The 17,534-nt window shown below is 64.6% G+C and carries 16 protein-coding genes; 5 read left to right on the top strand and 11 right to left on the bottom strand.

Going from position 1 to position 17,534, the window contains the following annotated elements; genetic code table 11:
* Nucleotides 1-697: 697 nt before the first annotated feature.
* The 3 genes from FV220_RS12705 to FV220_RS12695 form a co-directional block, all read right to left on the bottom strand.
* On the bottom strand, nt 698-1,381 hold the full coding sequence (locus FV220_RS12705; protein ID WP_147831777.1) for an HAD hydrolase-like protein: 684 nt from the start codon (nt 1,379-1,381) through the stop codon (nt 698-700).
* A gap of 270 nt (nt 1,382-1,651) precedes the next feature.
* Nucleotides 1,652-2,743, bottom strand: coding sequence for an alkene reductase (locus FV220_RS12700; RefSeq protein ID WP_056148033.1), 1,092 nt, complete (start codon nt 2,741-2,743; stop codon nt 1,652-1,654).
* 224 nt (nt 2,744-2,967) lie between these two features.
* Nucleotides 2,968-5,115: a sodium-translocating pyrophosphatase gene (locus FV220_RS12695; protein ID WP_147831775.1), complete on the bottom strand. Its 2,148-nt coding sequence runs from the start codon at nt 5,113-5,115 to the stop codon at nt 2,968-2,970.
* Between the two features lie 342 nt (nt 5,116-5,457).
* On the opposite strand from FV220_RS12695, the gene FV220_RS12690 reads away from it, so the two are divergent.
* Genes FV220_RS12690 through FV220_RS12675 form a run of 4 tightly spaced genes read left to right on the top strand, consistent with a single transcriptional unit; the run spans nt 5,458 to nt 8,239 of the window.
* Nucleotides 5,458-6,048, top strand: a complete 591-nt coding sequence (locus FV220_RS12690; protein ID WP_147831773.1) for a DUF1285 domain-containing protein — start codon at nt 5,458-5,460, stop codon at nt 6,046-6,048.
* Nucleotides 6,045-6,683: a CoA pyrophosphatase gene (locus FV220_RS12685; protein WP_147831771.1), complete on the top strand. Its 639-nt coding sequence runs from the start codon at nt 6,045-6,047 to the stop codon at nt 6,681-6,683. The genes FV220_RS12690 and FV220_RS12685 overlap by 4 nt, the downstream gene beginning before the upstream one ends.
* A gap of 33 nt (nt 6,684-6,716) precedes the next feature.
* Complete coding sequence (locus FV220_RS12680; RefSeq protein ID WP_147831769.1) at nt 6,717-6,974, top strand: DUF6111 family protein; 258 nt, start codon at nt 6,717-6,719, stop codon at nt 6,972-6,974.
* The gene (locus FV220_RS12675) at nt 6,971-8,239 is read left to right on the top strand and encodes a CCA tRNA nucleotidyltransferase (protein ID WP_147831767.1); all 1,269 of its coding nucleotides are present in this window, start codon (nt 6,971-6,973) and stop codon (nt 8,237-8,239) included. The genes FV220_RS12680 and FV220_RS12675 overlap by 4 nt, the downstream gene beginning before the upstream one ends.
* A gap of 16 nt (nt 8,240-8,255) precedes the next feature.
* On the opposite strand, the gene atpC is transcribed toward FV220_RS12675, so the two are convergent.
* The 7 genes from atpC to FV220_RS12640 all read right to left on the bottom strand — a co-directional run bounded on the left by atpC (nt 8,256) and on the right by FV220_RS12640 (nt 14,686).
* Nucleotides 8,256-8,657, bottom strand: coding sequence for an ATP synthase F1 subunit epsilon (gene atpC / locus FV220_RS12670; protein ID WP_147831764.1), 402 nt, complete (start codon nt 8,655-8,657; stop codon nt 8,256-8,258).
* Nucleotides 8,658-8,733: 76 nt separating this feature from the next.
* Nucleotides 8,734-8,982: a hypothetical protein gene (locus tag FV220_RS12665; RefSeq protein ID WP_056148010.1), complete on the bottom strand. Its 249-nt coding sequence runs from the start codon at nt 8,980-8,982 to the stop codon at nt 8,734-8,736.
* 4 nt (nt 8,983-8,986) lie between these two features.
* Nucleotides 8,987-10,447 (bottom strand): F0F1 ATP synthase subunit beta, encoded by a 1,461-nt coding sequence (atpD, locus tag FV220_RS12660; protein WP_018044914.1) that lies wholly within the window; start codon nt 10,445-10,447, stop codon nt 8,987-8,989.
* Between the two features lie 46 nt (nt 10,448-10,493).
* A complete protein-coding gene (locus FV220_RS12655) occupies nt 10,494-11,369 on the bottom strand; it encodes a F0F1 ATP synthase subunit gamma (protein WP_018044915.1) in 876 nt (291 codons plus the stop codon).
* Between the two features lie 161 nt (nt 11,370-11,530).
* Nucleotides 11,531-13,060, bottom strand: a complete 1,530-nt coding sequence (gene atpA / locus FV220_RS12650) for a F0F1 ATP synthase subunit alpha (RefSeq protein ID WP_056148003.1) — start codon at nt 13,058-13,060, stop codon at nt 11,531-11,533.
* A gap of 74 nt (nt 13,061-13,134) precedes the next feature.
* Entirely contained in the window at nt 13,135-13,704 is a 570-nt protein-coding gene (locus FV220_RS12645; RefSeq protein ID WP_056148001.1) for a F0F1 ATP synthase subunit delta, read from the bottom strand.
* 286 nt (nt 13,705-13,990) lie between these two features.
* The gene (locus FV220_RS12640; protein ID WP_147831762.1) at nt 13,991-14,686 is read right to left on the bottom strand and encodes a DsbA family protein; all 696 of its coding nucleotides are present in this window, start codon (nt 14,684-14,686) and stop codon (nt 13,991-13,993) included.
* Between the two features lie 504 nt (nt 14,687-15,190).
* On the opposite strand from FV220_RS12640, the gene FV220_RS12635 reads away from it, so the two are divergent.
* Nucleotides 15,191-16,669 (top strand): PAS domain-containing methyl-accepting chemotaxis protein, encoded by a 1,479-nt coding sequence (locus FV220_RS12635; protein WP_056147997.1) that lies wholly within the window; start codon nt 15,191-15,193, stop codon nt 16,667-16,669.
* Nucleotides 16,670-16,802: 133 nt separating this feature from the next.
* On the opposite strand, the gene FV220_RS12630 is transcribed toward FV220_RS12635, so the two are convergent.
* Nucleotides 16,803-17,429, bottom strand: a complete 627-nt coding sequence (locus FV220_RS12630) for a 2-hydroxychromene-2-carboxylate isomerase (protein ID WP_018044920.1) — start codon at nt 17,427-17,429, stop codon at nt 16,803-16,805.
* Nucleotides 17,430-17,534: the final 105 nt, after the last annotated feature.

The raw sequence follows: 17,534 nt of genomic DNA, 5'->3' as shown, positions 1-17,534 counted from the left end.
CTCATGTTCTAATGAAGCAAAATTCACTTACCATTGCGCTGATGATTCACCCCCTTGAGGGTGTGGCAATATAAACCCTATGAGGCGAAGGAACTTATTGATCCATATTAAAATCAGAATTTTTCTGCTTGGTTGGGCATTATAAAGCAGATACCGTCGCGATGTTTCGCCAGCCAACGATAACGATATGTGAGTTCGCCATGGTGCCAGCCGCTTTCACCGCCGGCCTCGGAGTCGGTCTTTCGTTTCTTCTCGGACCCAATATTGGAGTCATCGCGCTGGTTCCGGTGCTCGTCCTGTGCATGATCCGCCTCTTTGGCGAACGTGTCCTTCGTATGATGGAAGATTGAAGGACCGGCGGGCGAGCGGAACTATCGTTCCAATGGCGCCGGATCTATTACTGCGGTTGGTCATCGCCCCGGCGAAGGCGACCGATGATTTCGGCGAAAACCTCCGAGGTCGTGGCTTGGTCGTCGAGTGGATAGGCTGACCGTAGGCCGCCGATCAGGCTCTCCACCGTCCGTTTTCCGGGTGAGCGACGCCGCGCCGCAATGTGGCTGGCCGCACCGCGACCATTTTCATCCGAGCCGCCGGAGGAGCACTGAACTGACATCGCGTATACCCGTTGCCGTAGACGGTATCGGAGGTTCGCGCGTCGCGCCGGTCCTGGGCACTGCATCGAGCCCGACCTCCCTGTTCATGACGGACCACTATACAATATCGATGCCGCCGGGTGAGATCCTCGAAGCTCCGTCGAGCAGATCGCCTCCGCGACATGGCCGGGATGCTCGAAGAGAACATCCGGCCGCCCGGCAGCCAAAGCATCTCTTCGCGTATATCCCCATGATACGGCTCCGAAATCGCAACCGGCCGCCTTGGCCGCATCGTGGTCGCGCAATTCGTCGCCGATGTAGATGACGCTTCCGCGCGCTCCGGCCTTTCGCATGACCGCCGTCAGACGTTTGGCCTTGCCGAACATCGATGCGCCGCAGGCATAGTGGCGGAAACGAGCGGCACAGGGCCCCAGGACGTGCCGAATATTGGCCTCGCTGTTCGAGCTGACGATCGCGAGGACGATGCCGGCCTCATCGAGATCGCGAAGCATGTCGCGAATGCCGGGAAACAGCGAGATCGCCTCGATATCGCGGGCCGCGAGGCCGTGCATGTGCCGGGTGATGAAAGGCAGCTTCCATGCAGGCACGCCGAGTTCGCGAATGAGGGCACGGGCGGATAGGCCGCGAAGCGCCTCCGTCTCGGCGGGGTCGATGTGTCGGAAACGGTAGCGACGGGCGACACCGTTGATGACGCTGCAGAACCACGGGAAGGTATCGGCGAGCGTTCCGTCGAAATCGAAGACGACCAGTCCGTAGGGTTTGCCCATCACGCAGGCATTTCGTGCGAAAGCAGCCATTGCCCTGGCCACGCCCGCAGACGAAGTCGGCGATCGCCATGCCGGCACCGCCTCACCCCACCGGCAGTCGGAATTGCCAATGCGCCCGCGCCACGGCTTCGACACCAAAACCGGCGATGGGTCACTTGATCCATGCGGTCATTCCACTCCATCGAGGAAGGACCGACGAACGGCATCGGCCCGAAGGATGGGTTATCTCCTCCGAGCCGATTGTCTCGCAAACGAAGCGGTCTTGGGAAGTCAGGCCGCTTGCGACTCGGTGAGCGTCGGGTAGTCGATATAGCCCTCAGGTCCCTGGCTATACCACGTCGCCTGCACGTCCTTCTGCAGCGGAGCATGCGTCGCGATCCGCTCGACGAGATCGGGATTGGCGATGAAGGGCCGGCCGAAGGCGATGGCGTCGGCCTTACCATCGGCGAGGGCGGCCTCGGCGGCGGCGGGATCGTAATCCGAATTGAGGATCAGCGGCCCGTCGAAAGCCTGTCTGATCACGGGCGCCACCGGCGGGTGGTTCGGCTTGCCGAAGGTACCGTTCGGACCGGGTTCGCGCAGTTCGAGGAAGGCGATGCCGATCTTCGAGAGAGCGGCGGCGGCCGCACCAAACAGGGCGTCCGGGTTCGAATCGTCCACGCCCTGAATCTGGCCGTTCGGCGACAGGCGGACGCCGGTGCGGTCCTTCCCGATGGCGTCGGCCACGGTCTGCGTGACCTCCGTCAGCAGGCGGATGCGATTTTCGATGGAGCCACCGTAGCGGTCGTCGCGGTGATTGGTGTTGTCGCGCAGGAACTGATCGATGAGATAGCCATTCGCCGCGTGGATCTGCACGCCGTCGAATCCGGCGGCGATCGCGTTGCGCGCGGCGCGGTCGTAATCCGCCAGGAGGCGCGGAATCTCGTCGACCGGCAGGGCGCGTGCCTCGGCATAAGGCTGCTTGCCCTCGTAGGTATGGGCCTCATCGGGCGCCGTGGTGGCGGAGGACGAGATCGGCGCCTTGCCGTCATTGAAGCTCGGATGCACCACGCGCCCCATATGCCAGAGCTGGCAGACGATCCTGCCCCCGGACTCATGGACCGCCTTCACCACGGGCTTCCAGGCTTCGACCTGCTCGTCCGACCAGATACCCGGCGCATAGGGCCAGCCGAGCCCTTCCTGGCTGATGCCCGTCGCCTCGGTGAGGATCACGCCCGCGCCGGCGCGCTGGGTGTAATACTCGACCATGATCGGGGTCGGTACATGCTCCCTGGTGGCACGGCCACGGGTGAGAGGCGCCATGAAGATGCGGTTCTTCGCGTCGATCGCGCCGATGCGGATCGGGTCGTTCAGTGAAGGCATGAAGATCTCTCGTCAGACTACGACAAAGGGAGCGCGACCGTTTCGGGTGCGTCCGCTGAGACCGTAGTTATGGCGCTGACGAGAGACCGTCAGGGGGACGGCTGGGCCGGGCGGCGCCACCTGTGCGCCGCCGCACGCCAACGTACCCACAACATCGCCCCTGCAATCACCTTTCCGGCACCTGCCGAGGCTTCATCTCTGCGACCGTCCATTGGAGCCGAGCTTCAGAGATGCGCGAGCACCGCCAGCAGAAGCAGAGCGATGATGTTGGTGATCTTGATCGCGGGATTCACGGCCGGGCCGGCCGTATCCTTGTAGGGGTCGCCGACGGTGTCACCGGTCACCGCCGCCTTGTGAGCGTCGGAGCCCTTGCCGCCGTGGTGACCGTCTTCGATGTACTTCTTCGCATTGTCCCACGCCCCGCCGCCGGACGTCATCGAGATCGCCACGTAGAGGCCGGTGAGGATCACGCCGAGCAGGGACGCGCCAACCGTGGCGAAGGCCTGGTTCTTCCCGGCGATCGCCTGGATCGCGAAGAACAGCACGATGGGCGACAGGACCGGCAGGAGCGAAGGAAGGATCATTTCCTTGATCGCCGCGCGGGTGAGCATATCGACGGCCCGCCCGTAATCCGGACGGTCGGTGCCCGCCATGATGCCGGGCTTCTCGCGGAACTGCCGCCGCACTTCCTCCACCACGGCACCGGCAGCACGGCCCACCGCCGTCATCGCCATGCCGCCGAACAGGAACGGGATCAGACCGCCGAGAAGCAGGCCAACGACGACGTAGGGGTTCGACAGGGAGAAATCGACGGTGACGCCCTGGAAGAAGCGGTACTGGGTCGGGCTCGCATTGGCGATGAAGTAGTCCAGGTCGCTGGTATAGGCGGCAAACAGGACCAGGGCACCGAGACCGGCCGAGCCGATGGCGTAGCCCTTGGTGACGGCCTTGGTGGTGTTGCCGACGGCATCGAGCGCGTCGGTGGACTTGCGGACTTCCGGTGGCAAACCGGCCATCTCCGCGATACCGCCGGCATTGTCGGTGACGGGGCCGAACGCGTCGAGGGCGACGATGAAGCCGGCGAGCGCCAGCATGGCGGAAACGGCGATGGCGATGCCGAACAGGCCCGCCAGCGAGTAGGTGGAGATGATGCCCGCCACGATGACGAGCGCCGGCAGGGCCGTCGATTCCAGCGAGATCGCCAGGCCCTGGATCACGTTGGTGCCGTGGCCGGTGACGGAGGCGTCGGCGATGGACTTCACCGGGCGGAAGTTGGTGCCGGTATAGTATTCGGTGATCACCACGATGAGCGCGGTGATGACGAGGCCGATCACGGCGCAGCCGAACAGGCCGCCGGAGGTGAAGGTGACCCCGGCGTTGGTCTTGAACTCGGTGGCGAAACCGCCGAACAGCGCAAAATTGACCAGCGCGATGGCGACGATGGAGAGCGCGCCTGCAGTGACGAGGCCCTTGTAGAGCGCTCCCATGATCGACTGGTTGGCCCCGAGCCGCACGGCATAGGTGCCGGCGATGGAGGTGAGGATGCAGGCCGAGCCGATGGCCAGCGGATAGAGCAGCATCGCCTCCAGCACGTTGCGGCCGCCGACATCGGTCTGGCCGGCGAAGAAGATCGCCGCGAGCACCATGGTGGCGACAACGGTCACCGCGTAAGTCTCGAACAGATCAGCCGCCATGCCGGCGCAGTCGCCGACATTGTCACCCACATTGTCGGCGATGGTGGCGGGGTTGCGCGGATCGTCTTCCGGAATCCCAGCCTCGACCTTGCCGACGAGATCGCCGCCGACATCCGCGCCCTTGGTGAAGATGCCGCCGCCGAGGCGGGCGAAGATCGAGATCAAGGATGCACCGAAGCCGAGCGCCACCAGGGAATCGATGACTTCGCGGCTGGCCGGCGCGAGGCCCGAAACGCGGGTGAGGAAGGTGTAGTACAGAGCGACTCCGAGGAGCGCGAGACCGGCCACGAACATGCCGGTGACGGCGCCGGACTTGAACGCGACGTCGAGCCCCGCTCCGAGGGAGGTGGAGGCCGCCTGTGCCGTGCGGACGTTGGCGCGAACCGACACGTTCATCCCGATGAAGCCGGCCGCTCCCGAGAGTACGGCGCCGATGAGGAAGCCGATGGCGACCTTGAGCCCCAGGAAATAGGCGAGCGCCACGAACAGGACCACGCCGACGATGCCGATGGTGGCGTATTGCCGGCGCAGATAGGCCTGTGCCCCTTCCGCGATCGCCCCGGCGATCTCCTGCATCCGCTGGGTGCCGGCGTCGCGTTTCATCACGTCGTTGATCGTGACGACACCGTAGGCGACGGCGCACAGCCCGCCCAGGATGATAAGCAACAATGCGGTCATTCTACCGTCCTTGCGTTGTTATCGTGATGACGAAGCTCGGCTGGCTGGCCGTGGGACGAGGCGCTTGATGCGTTTTAGGCATTCCCTCCCTGGGATGCCTGCTCTGAGTGCCAAACTTCCGAGACAAGAGCAAATGCTGTCTAGCTATTTTCGCAGCGAATATTTTTGCATTGCACAAATCGCTAAGCGTTTGATTGAACTCGTTCGTATTCGCATGTGCTCGCATTGGGTCTGGAGCAGGATGCAACGCAGCGAAACTTTGAGTGCCAACACTCGCTTCGGCATCGATTCCCAAATCGAGGGCAGTTTCAAAATCTCGGAAACGCGGTATCTCCTGAGACCATGACTCAGGCGGAACAGCAGACACCGGACCCGGCTCTCGCCAGGCTGAGCCTGGCGCTCGACGGGATACCCCAACGCGGGTTGCCGCCGGTGGAGCGCTGGCATCCGCCCTATTGCGGCGAGATCGACATGCGGATCGCCGCGGACGGAACCTGGTTCCACAACGGCTCGCCGATCCGCCGCCCGGCCCTCGTCAAGCTGTTCTCCTCCATCCTGCGGCGGGAGCCCGATGGCCGCATCGTCCTGGTGACGCCGGTGGAGAGCGTGGGCATCGTCGTGGACGATGCGCCCTTCGCTGCCGTGGAGATGGCGGCGGAGGGGGAAGGCGAGGCCCGGCGCATCGCGTTCCGCACCAATGTCGACGATCTCGTCACCGTCGACGCCGACCATGCCCTTCGCTTCGAGGAAGGCGGCGACGGAGGCTTGCGCCCCTATGTCCATGTCCGCCGCGACCTCTGGGCGCTCCTCACCCGCGCCACGACCTACGACCTCCTGGCGCTGGGAGAGGAACGCCTGATCGATGGCGTCTCGTGGTTCGGCATCGCCGGCGGCGGCAGCTTTCACACCGTCGCGCGCAGCGAAGGCGCATGAGCTTCGACGCGCTGTCCGACCTGCTCGACAGGGCCGGGCGGGGCCTCTTGCCAACTCCGCCCAAGGCCGGTGACCCGATCTCGAACCCACGCGGAGACCACGACCTCGATCCCATCGGTATCGCGATCCCTCCGGGCAGACCGCACCGGCCAGCGGCGGTGCTGGTCCCCGTCATCGTCAGGGACGCGGAGCTCTCCGTGCTCTTCACCGTCAGGGCCTCGCACCTGCGGGACCATTCCGGCCAGATCGCCTTTCCCGGCGGCAAGATCGAACCCTCCGACAGGAGCCCGGCCGATGCCGCCCTTCGCGAAGCCCGGGAGGAGATCGGCCTTCGCCCCGACGACATCCGGATCCTCGGCTATCTCGACCCCTATCTGTCGGCCACGGGGTTCCTCGTGGTGCCGGTGGTGGGGCTCTGCGCGGGAGGGACACCGCTCGATCTCGATCCGGCCGAGGTGGCGGACGTCTTCGAAGTCCCGCTCGCCCGCCTGATGGACCCGGTTCGCCGCCGGCTCGGCGTCGGGGTCTGGCAGGATCGCCCGCGCCGCTACTACGCGATCCCTTTCGGGGACCGCATGATCTGGGGTGTGACGGCAGGGATCGTGAACAATCTCCACGAACGCCTGTTTCCGTGACATGACGGGCTTCCACCACCCCGTGAAAGCCACATGATCCGTCGCCTTTTCGAAGAAGCCCTCATCTTCCTGCTGCCCTTCGTGCTGTTCGGCCTCTATCTCGCGATCAGGGGCCGCAACCCGCGTCATGGCGCCCATTGGGAAGGGTCAGTGTTCCGCCTGACCATGGGAGGGCTCGTTCTGGTGATCCTGTCTCTCGTCGTCTTGGGGTTGACCGGCGAGAAGCATCGCGGCGGCTATGTCCCGCCGAGCATCGAGAACGGCCAGGTCGTTCCGGGCCATTTCCAGTGACGATCCGTGATCTCCAGCGGGACGGGCTGAACGCCCTTCTTGCGGATCAGGCCATCTCGCACGTGCTTTCCGTGCTGAAGGCGCCAGGAGAGGAAACCCGGATCGTCGGAGGGGTCGTCCGCGATGCCCTGCTCGGGCGGGTCGGGTCCGACATCGATCTCGCCACCACTCTGCTGCCCGAGGATGTGATGCGGCGGGCAACGGCCGCCTCCATGAAGGCGATCCCCACCGGGATCGAGCATGGAACGGTGACGATCCTGTTCGACGGCCGGGCGTTCGAAGTGACGACCCTCCGGGAGGATGTCGAGACCGACGGGCGGCATGCGGTGGTGAGATTCGGGCGCGATTTCGCCCGCGATGCCGAGCGCCGCGACTTCACCATCAACGCCCTGTCCCTGAGCGGGAACGGCGCCTTGCACGACACGACGGGAGGCGAAGCGGATCTTTACGCGGGCCGCGTCCGCTTCATCGGGGATGCGGCGACCCGAATCCGCGAAGACGCCCTGCGCATCCTGCGCTTCTTCCGCTTCCATGCCCGCTACGGCATCGGAGCACCCGACGAGGAGGGGTTACGGGCAGCGGCCGACGCGGCGGAGGCCCTCGACGGCCTGTCGCGCGAACGGGTTCGTTCGGAACTCCTGAAGCTCCTGGAAGCGCCGGGCGCCGTCCAAGCCGTCGCAGAAATGAGGGGAGCCGGGCTGCTAGCACGCATTGTCGGCACCGAAGGTCATCTCGACCGCCTGGAACGGGCCGTTTCGATAAGTGCGAATCATGGCTCGCCGCAGAGCGCTGTCGCACGGCTCGCCGCTCTGGCCGTCGATTCCGACACCGATGCCGAGCGACTGAGACAAACGCTGCGCCTATCGAACGAGGAACAGGCCTGCCTTCAGGCGTATGCGGCGGCGAGGGGGGCGATAGAGCGTCTACCCGTCATTGCGGCGGCAGATGTACGGCGCCTCGTCGCGACACAGGATCTGGGCGGCTTGGCCCTTGTCGTCGCCGTGATGGGCGACCAGCGAATGAGTGAGATGAGCGTGGAGGCTCGCTTGGCCTTCGAGCAGTTCCTCGACGGCACCCAACCCGTACCCGTCTTTCCCCTGAGCGGGGGCGACCTCATCGCGGCGGGCGTCCCACCGGGCCGTTCGATCGGGAAGGGACTCGCAGCCAGCCATGCTTTCTGGCTCGAACGGGGATGTCCATCCGGGAAGGAGGAGCGCACCCTCCTCCTCGATCATGCCGTCACCACCGCCCGCTCGAAAGCCTGAGCGCGCGGCAAAGAAATCAGATGTTGAGAGCGACCTTGGCATCCTGAAGCTGGACGATCTGACCGCTGATCTCGTCCTTCTTGGCGAAATCTTCGGTGGCATCGCGCTGCAATTCGAGGGCGGCGATATCCTTGTCGAGGGAATCGGGCGTGATTTCCTCGAACGGGTTGGCTCGCTCGGCGATCACGGTGACCATGGTCGGACCGATATCGGCGAAGCCACCGCGCACCAGCACGCGCTTGCCGGCATGCCCCGCCTCGTTGATGACGATGACGCCGACCTTGAGTGCGGTGAGAACCGGAGCATGACCCGGCAGCACGGTCATCTCGCCCTCGACGCCGGGAAGCTGCACGGCCTCGATCTGACCGGAATAGACCGTCCGCTCGGGGCCGACGAAATCGAACTGGAAAGTGGCCATGACGTCGCGAGTCCCGATTCGGGTTGTCATTTAGAACCGATGGCGCAGCGGCCTGAGCCCTGCGCCATAATGTGTTTCAGGCGCGTGCCCGACCGGCGACGAAGCCAACCCCGAGGCCGAGGGCCGCACCGATCACGGCGAAGATGCCGATGTGCTGCATCTGGCCGGTGGTCAATGAGCCGCCGTTGGTACCTGCCGGCTTGTCGCCCTGAACCTCGAGGCTGAAGTCGCCGATCCTGATCTCGGCAGCCTGAGGCCGGGTAAGATACCCGGCCAGGGCGCCGACCACGAGTCCGACGAGGAGAAGGCCAATCTTGGCGTTCATGCGCTCAGGCCGCGGCGGCGATCTTCTTCGCCTTTTCCTTGGCGTCCTCGATCGTGCCGACCATGTAGAAGGCCGCCTCCGGCAGGTCGTCGTAATCGCCGTTCACCAGGCCCTTGAAGCCCTTGATCGTGTCGGCCAGGGGGACCTGGATACCGGGCGAGCCGGTGAAGATCTCGGCCACCGAGAAGGGCTGCGAGAAGAAGCGCTCGATCTTGCGGGCGCGGGCGACGGTGAGCTTGTCCTCTTCCGAGAGCTCATCCATGCCCAGGATGGCGATGATGTCCTGCAGGGCCTTGTAGCGCTGCAGGGTCTGCTGGACGCGGCGGGCGACGTCGTAATGCTCCTCACCGAGAACGGCTGGGTTGAGCATGCGCGAGGTCGAGTCCAGCGGATCCACCGCCGGGTAGATGCCCTTCTCAGCGATGGACCGCGAGAGCACGGTGGTGGCGTCCAAGTGGGCGAACGAAGCGGCGGGCGCCGGATCGGTCAGATCGTCGGCCGGCACGTAGATGGCCTGCACCGATGTGATCGAGCCCTTGGTGGTGGTGGTGATGCGCTCCTGCAGGGCGCCCATGTCGGTGGCCAGCGTCGGCTGGTAACCCACGGCGGAGGGGATGCGGCCGAGGAGAGCCGACACTTCCGAGCCGGCCTGGGTGAAGCGGAAGATGTTGTCCACGAAGAACAGCACATCCTGGCCCTGGTCGCGGAAATCCTCGGCGATGGTGAGGCCGGTCAGCGCGACACGCGAGCGGGCGCCGGGGGACTCGTTCATCTGGCCGTAGACGAGCGCACATTTGGACCCTTCGGCCGAGCCGTTGTTCTCCTTCGGGTCCATGTTGACCTTGGACTCGATCATCTCGTGGTAGAGATCGTTACCCTCGCGGGTGCGCTCACCGACGCCGGCGAACACCGAGTAGCCCGAGTGCACCTTGGCGATGTTGTTGATGAGCTCCATGATCAGCACGGTCTTGCCGACGCCGGCGCCGCCGAACAGGCCGATCTTGCCGCCCTTGGCGTAAGGGGCGAGGAGATCGACCACCTTGATGCCGGTGACGAGGATCTGCGACTCGGTGGACTGCTCGGCGTAGGACGGCGCGGGCTGGTGGATGGCGCGCAGGGTGTCCGACTGGATCGGGCCGGCCTCGTCGATCGGCTCGCCGATGACGTTCATGATGCGGCCGAGGGTGTTGAAGCCGACCGGTACCTTGATGGCTTCGCCGGTGTCGGTGACTTCCTGGCCACGAACGAGGCCTTCCGACGTGTCCATGGCAACGCAGCGCACGGTGCTCTCACCGAGCTGCATGGCCACTTCGAGAACGAGGCGGTTGCCGTTGTTCTTGGTCTCGAGGGCGTTGAGGATCTCCGGCAGGTGGCCGTCGAAGTGAACGTCGACCACGGGGCCGATGACCTGGGTGATCTTGCCGACCTTGTTGGAGCCGGCGCCGGGGAGAGCGGTGTTCGCCATGTTACGGGTCCTTCGAATATGTTGCGGTCAGGGCGACGGGGAGCGCTTAGAGCGCTTCGGCACCCGAGATGATTTCGATGAGTTCCTTGGTGATCATGGCCTGACGCGTACGGTTGTAGATCTGCGTCTGCTTCTTGATCATCTCGCCCGCGTTGCGCGTGGCGGAATCCATGGCACCCGTGCGTGCGCCCTGCTCGGAGGCCGCGTTCTCCAAGAGAGCGCGGAACACCTGGACGGTGAGGTTGCGCGGCAGGAGCGTGTCGAGGATCGCTTCCTCGCTCGGCTCGAACTCCAGAGCGGCATCCGGAGCGGTACCCCCGGCTGCGGGCAGCTCGGCCGGGATGAGCTTCTGGGCGGTCGGCACCTGGGCGATGACGGAGCGGAAGCGCGAATAGAACAGCGTCGCTACGTCGAACTCGCCGTCGTCGAAACGCGAGATGATGCTCTGCGCGATCTCGGCGGCGAACTCGTAATCCACCGGCTTGTTGCCGCGCAGGTCACGGCTCTCGATGATCTGGTCGCGGTACTGGCGACGCAGGAGGTCGTAGCCCTTCTTGCCGACCGTGACGATCTTCACCGTCTTGCCCTCGGCCGTCAGCGTGCGGATGTGCTCGCGGGCCAAACGCACGATCGACGAGTTGAAGCCGCCGCAGAGGCCGCGGTCAGCCGTGCAGACGACCAGCAGGTGAACCTTGTCGGCTCCCGTGCCGGACAGAAGCTTCGGACCCTGGACACCACCGACGAGGTTCGCGGCGAGGTTGCCGAGCACCTGGGACATCTTCTCGGCATAGGGGCGTGCGTTCTCGGCGGCATTCTGCGCCCGCCGCAGCTTTGCGGCGGCGACCATCTGCATCGCCTTGGTAATCTTCTGCGTGCCCTTCACCGAAGCGATGCGGTTACGCAGATCCTTCAAACTCGCCATGGGGTGACTTCCAGATCCGTTCGGTGCGGTTCGACGCCATCTCTCTTCCCCTCGAGTGAGGAAGAGCCGGAGTTGGGGGTGGTGTCGAAGAGGTCTCGGCCGGTCCGGCACACCTCCACCCCAGTCCCCTCCCCGCCAAGGGAGGGGATCATCGACTGGCTTTAGGCCAGCGACTTGGCGACGCTCTCGACGACGCCCTTCAGCGTCTTCGCGCTGTCGTCGGACAGATCCTTCGAGTCACGGATCTTGGTGAGCAGATCGGCGTGCTTGGTGCGCAGGGTCGAGAGCAGCGCGTCCTCGAAGGGACGGACCTTCGACACGGGCAGAGCGTCGAGATAGCCGTTCACGCCGGCATAGATCACCGCGACCTGCTCTTCCATCTTCAGCGGCGAGAATTGCGGCTGCTTCAGGAGCTCTGTGAGGCGCGAGCCGCGGTTCAGGAGCTTCTGGGTCGAGGCGTCGAGATCCGAGCCGAACTGCGCGAAGGCAGCCATCTCGCGGTACTGGGCGAGCTCGCCCTTGATCTTGCCGGCGACCTTCTTCATCGCCTTCGTCTGTGCCGACGAGCCCACCCGGGACACCGAGAGGCCGACGTTCACCGCCGGACGGATGCCCTGGTAGAACAGGTCGGTCTCGAGGAAGATCTGGCCGTCGGTGATCGAGATCACGTTGGTGGGGATGTAGGCCGAGACGTCGTTGGCCTGGGTCTCGATAACCGGAAGCGCGGTCAGCGAGCCGTTGCCGGCGGCATCACCCATCTTGGCGGCGCGCTCGAGCAGGCGCGAGTGCAGGTAGAACACGTCGCCGGGATAGGCTTCGCGGCCCGGCGGGCGGCGCAGCAGCAGCGACATCTGGCGGTAGGCCACGGCCTGCTTGGAGAGATCGTCGTACACGATCACGGCGTGCATGCCGTTATCGCGGAAATACTCACCCATGGCGCAGCCGGCGAAGGGGGCGATGAACTGCATCGGTGCCGCGTCGGAGGCGGTGGCGGCGATGACGATGGAGTATTCCAGCGCGCCGTTGTCCTCGAGGGACTTCACGAACTGCGCGACGGTGGAGCGCTTCTGGCCGATGGCGACGTAGACGCAGTAGAGCTTGGCGTTCTCGTCGGTGCCCGCATGGGCCGGCTTCTGGTTGAGGATCGTATCGAGGGCGATGGCGGTCTTGCCGGTCTGGCGATCGCCGATGATGAGCTCGCGCTGGCCGCGGCCGACGGGGATCAGGGCGTCGATGGCCTTGAGGCCGGTGGCCATCGGCTCATGCACCGACTTGCGCGGGATGATGCCGGGCGCCTTCACGTCGACGCGGCGACGCTCGGTGGTGGCGATGGGGCCCTTGCCGTCGATGGGGTTGCCCAGCGCGTCGACGACGCGGCCGAGGAGTGCCTTGCCGACCGGAACGTCCACGATGGCGCCGGTGCGCTTGACGGTCTGACCTTCCTTGATGTCGCGATCGGACCCGAAGATCACGATGCCGACGTTGTCCTGCTCGAGGTTGAGAGCCATGCCGCGCACGCCCGACTCGAACTCGACCATCTCGCCGGCCTGGACGCTGTCGAGGCCGTAGGCGCGGGCGATGCCGTCACCTACGGAGAGCACTTGGCCTACCTCGGTGACTTCGGCGTCCTGGCCGAAATTCTTGATCTGCTCTTTCAGGATCGCGGAGATCTCGGCAGCGCGGATGTCCATCGTCTGGCCTCTTTAAATTCGGAACGAAGTTGCTGTGGAGAAAACGGGAGCGGTCGTGCGCCGGGGCGCCGACCTCAGGCTTCCCGCATCGCGAGTCGAATACCGTTGAGCTTGGTCCGCAGGGACGCATCCACCATCCTGCTGCCGATCTTGACGATGAGACCGCCGATCAGGGCCGGATCCACCCGCAGGTCGAGATCGATCTCGGACCGTGCGACATCGCGCAAGGACGCCTTGATCTCTTCAAGGACGGCGTCGGAGGGGCGCTCGGCCACCGTGACTTCGGCCCGCACGATGCCCTTCGAAGCAGCCACGAGCCGATTGAAGCAGCGGATCATGTCCGGCAGCACGAACAGGCGCCGGTTTGCGGCGGCGAGACGGATGAAGTTGGCGCCGAGCCCAGTGATTCCGGCCTTGTCGAGGATGGCGCCGATGGCGGCTTCCTGCTGCTCGCCGGTGAAGACCGGGCTGCGCACGAGGCGCATCAGGTCGGCGCTCTCGTTCAAAAGGCCGTCGAATTGCTGAAGGCTCGCGGCCACCGCATCGATCTGGCGCTCGTCGCGGGCCAGCTCGAACAGTGCGGAGGCATAGCGACCTGCTACGCCTGCAACCGGGGAACCCGCCTCGGAACTGGTCTGCGCCACGCGCCACTCTCTCTTTTAATCCGGCCCGAGGTTCCGGCCCATGACACCGTTCTCGGCGTCGGCTCTTAAACCGTCAGGAATGGGAACCGCCTCGAAATACAGGTCTGAAACCCGTCCTCCCGGCGCGGCGAGGGCCTAGCATGCGTGTTGGGGAGGCGCAAGACGAAGACGGCTCTGCATAAGCTTGTGCGGCGCGCGGTCATGCGATCATCCCCAATCCGCGCAAACGATGGCGAAGGTGAGGCGCGGACCGGGTGGCATCGGTCGGGACCTACGACAAGGACCGTCAACACGCGATCTGGTCGCAACGGCGCATGGCGCCGATCATCCGGGCGAGGGATTTCGCTCCCGGATGCCCGAGCAGGCCGGTATTGCCGAGGACGTAGGAGGGAGTCGCCATGAGGCCGAGGTCGGCGGCCATCCGCATCTGCGCCCTCAGGGCGAGTCGCACCTCGTCGCTGTCGGCGATCGTCTCGATCTCAGAAGCGGAAACACCCAGGGCGGCGGCAACCTGAAGCGCGCCGCTGCCGTCGATCTTGCCCGGCTTGGCGAGGAGCCTCTGGTAGAGCGTCCAGGCTGCGGCCGAGCCCAGCTTACGCTGGATCGCCAAGGCGACCTTCGCCGCCTGCGCCGATTGCGGCGAGAGAATCGGATTGTTGACGAGCCCGATCCGCAAAGCGGCATCGCTTGCGGCGAGCGACACCATGTCGACCGCCGCCTTCCGGCAATACGGGCAATTGTAGTCGAAGAACTCGTAGAGCGTGATTTCCGCCTCGCGGGCGCCCACGTATGTGACACCCTTCAACGCTGGGATTTCTCCGACGATCTCGCCCGGGAGCCGCGTGTTCGCGATGGGTCGGCCGTCGTCGTTATCGACCTTGAAGGTCTGGCCGTATCCCTGGGCCACACTCGCGCCGGAGGAGGCGACGAGAGAGGCCAGGCTCACGGCCCCGGTTAGGAAAGTTCGACGGTCGATGGTCATGGGAACCAAGCCTCGAATGTGCGCGGTTTCCAATCATTCGGCACCGCAGGTCGCGCCTCATAATCCCGGTTCGTGACCGTATCCAGTCCGCCGGTGCCCGCAACGGGGATCGTTCCGGCACAGCCAGTCCGTCCGTCAATGAGATATCGTTCCATGTCCCAGAACCGGGCACCTAAAAGGGCCTCCGCTTCGTCTTACCAAATATCAAAATAATCAGATAAAAATTCGACATTGTATAATTCTAAAGGCAGAACTGACATGGATTTATACGGAAATATATAGTTCTATTTGAGAAATACTAAACTCAATGGCGAGTGCACTCACCTGATTTGAAATACAAATACATCTTGTTCACTTTTTATAACGTTATCGTGATGGGCGATTTCTGATTTTTGCGATCCAGTGAGGATCTCGTTAACTTGGCAGATAGAAACGCGAGCGTATCAAAGATTGCAGGGTCGAGCGCGGCGATCCACCCCCAACCCTTACGCGTCAAATAGGGTGATGAACTTCTTCACGAACAGCGATCTCCGGTCCAAGATCGACGCACTGGATCGCTCTCAGGCGGTCATCGAATTCGATACCGATGGCAAGGTACTGACGGCCAACGGGAATTTTCTTGCTGCAATCGGCTACGAACTGTCCGAGATCCAGGGCAAGCACCACAGCCTGTTCGTCGAACCGGCGTTCCGGGAGAGCCAGGATTACCGTGCCTTCTGGACCGCCTTGGCCGCCGGCACCTTCCAATCCGGCGAGTTCAAGCGCATCGGCAAGGGCGGGCGCGAGATCTGGCTGCAGGCCACCTACAATCCCATCCTCGGACGCGACGGCAAAACCACCAAGATCGTCAAGTTCTCGTCCGACATCACCGAACGGGTGATGCAGTCGATCAACAACGAGGGTCAGATCAAGGCCCTCAACCGCTCTCAGGCGGTGATCGAGTTCGCCCTCGACGGCACCATCCTCACCGCCAACCGGAACTTCCTCGACGTGATGGGCTACGACCTGTCCGAGATTCAGGGGAAGCATCACAGCCTGTTCGTCGATCCCGCTCTGCGCGCCGGCGCCGAATACAAGAGCTTCTGGGACGAGCTCGGCCGCGGCGAGTATCAGGCCGACGAGTACCGGCGGATCGCCAAGGGCGGCCGCGAGGTGTTCATTCAGGGCACCTACAACCCGATCCTCGACCGTGCAGGACGCCCGCTGAAGGTCGTCAAATTCTGCATCGACGTGACGCGGCAGGTGCTGGAGCGCAAGCGCCGCGCCGACATCCAGATCTCGATCGCCACCGACCTCAACGCCATCGCGGGATCCGCCTCCGGTGCGTCGCTGCAGGCCGGTCAGGCCGCGCTGGCTTCGACGCAGGTCTCCGCCGACATTCAGACCGTGGCGTCCGGCGCCGAAGAGCTTGCTGCGTCGGTGTCCGAGATCAGCATGCAGGTCACTCACGCGTCCGAAATTTCCGGTCAGGCGGTGAGGCAGGCTCAGGAAACCAGCACCATCATCGCCGGCCTGTCCGGTGCGGCGACCCGAATTGGCGAGGTCGTCGCCCTGATCCAGGGCATCGCGGCACAGACCAACCTTCTCGCTCTCAATGCCACGATCGAGGCGGCACGGGCCGGTGAGGCGGGGCGGGGCTTCGCCGTGGTCGCCACCGAGGTGAAGGCGCTGGCCGCCCAGACTTCCAAGGCCACCGAACAGATCACCGCTCAGATCGCGTCGACCCAGCAGGCGACGCAGGACGCGGTGGGGGCCATCACCTCGATCCAGGACACGATCATGACTCTGAACGAGGTCGCGAGCGCGATCTCGGCCGCGGTGGAGGAGCAGAGCGCCGTCACCCGTGAGATGTCGGCCAGCATGCAGACCGCCTCGAACGGCGTCACCCTCATCACCGGTAGCCTCAGCGAAATCGCCCGCTCCACCGAAGAGGTCGACGAGGCCACGCAGAAAGTGAGAACCGCCTCACAAGAGGCTGCCTGAGGCCTCACCGGCCTCGCTTCACGGATGGAAAGACACGGTCGCGGCCCGACCAAAGCGCGCGACCGACCTTTATCGTAGGGTAACCTCGTGGCCTCGGTTCAACTTGGCCGTCTCGGCCAGGAATCAGTGGCGCCTATCGCATCGCCCCCGGCCGGTCACCGGTCGCCCAGGCGAGAGCCTGCTCAAGCCGGTCGTTGCCCCAGAACAATTCGCCGTCGCCGGTCAAAAAGGTCGGGGCGCCGAAGATGCCGCGCGAGCGCGCCTCCTCTCCGTTGACGCGCAGACGCCCCTTGTTGCCCTCCAGAGCCGCGGCCTTGAGGATCACGGTGCCGTCGAGACCGAGCCGGTTGAGGATTCCGGCCACGGCCTGGGGTTCGGCGATGGAGTGCCCAACGGCGAACTGGGTCTCGTAGACGGCTTTCGAAAACGGAACGAGCCAGTCGTGATCCATGCCGTAGGTGGCTGCGCGCGTGGCGCTCAGGCTGTTCTGCGGGAACGGGTCGGGCCGTTTCAGCGGCGGCAGGCCTTGCCGCGCCGCCTCACGCTCTACGTCCCGCCACATATGCCGTCCCTTGGCGGGGAAGAGATTGAACGGAGAGGAATTCCAGCCCTGGCTGGCGAAGATGGGCCCCAGGAGAAACGGCCGCCATCGCAGGTCGACGCCGGCGGCCTGCGCCATCGCATCGATCCGCATGGCCGCCAGGTAGGAGTAGGTGGAGGAGAACTCGTACCAGAATTCGAGGGTCGGCCGTCTCGGCATTCGTCGAATCTCCGGCGTGGGATCAAGAGTGGGGTCGGATTACGCAGTTTCGGCTGTCGCGGCCAGGGCGGCAACAGGGTCCGCTGCCGCGGCCGTGGAAAGCGG

Origin of the sequence: Methylobacterium sp. WL19, from assembly GCF_008040005.1 — a bacterium.
Lineage (GTDB): Bacteria > Pseudomonadota > Alphaproteobacteria > Rhizobiales > Beijerinckiaceae > Methylobacterium > Methylobacterium bullatum.
The sequence above is the reverse complement of the archived record's forward strand: the minus strand, read 5'-3'. Positions and strand labels throughout refer to the sequence as shown.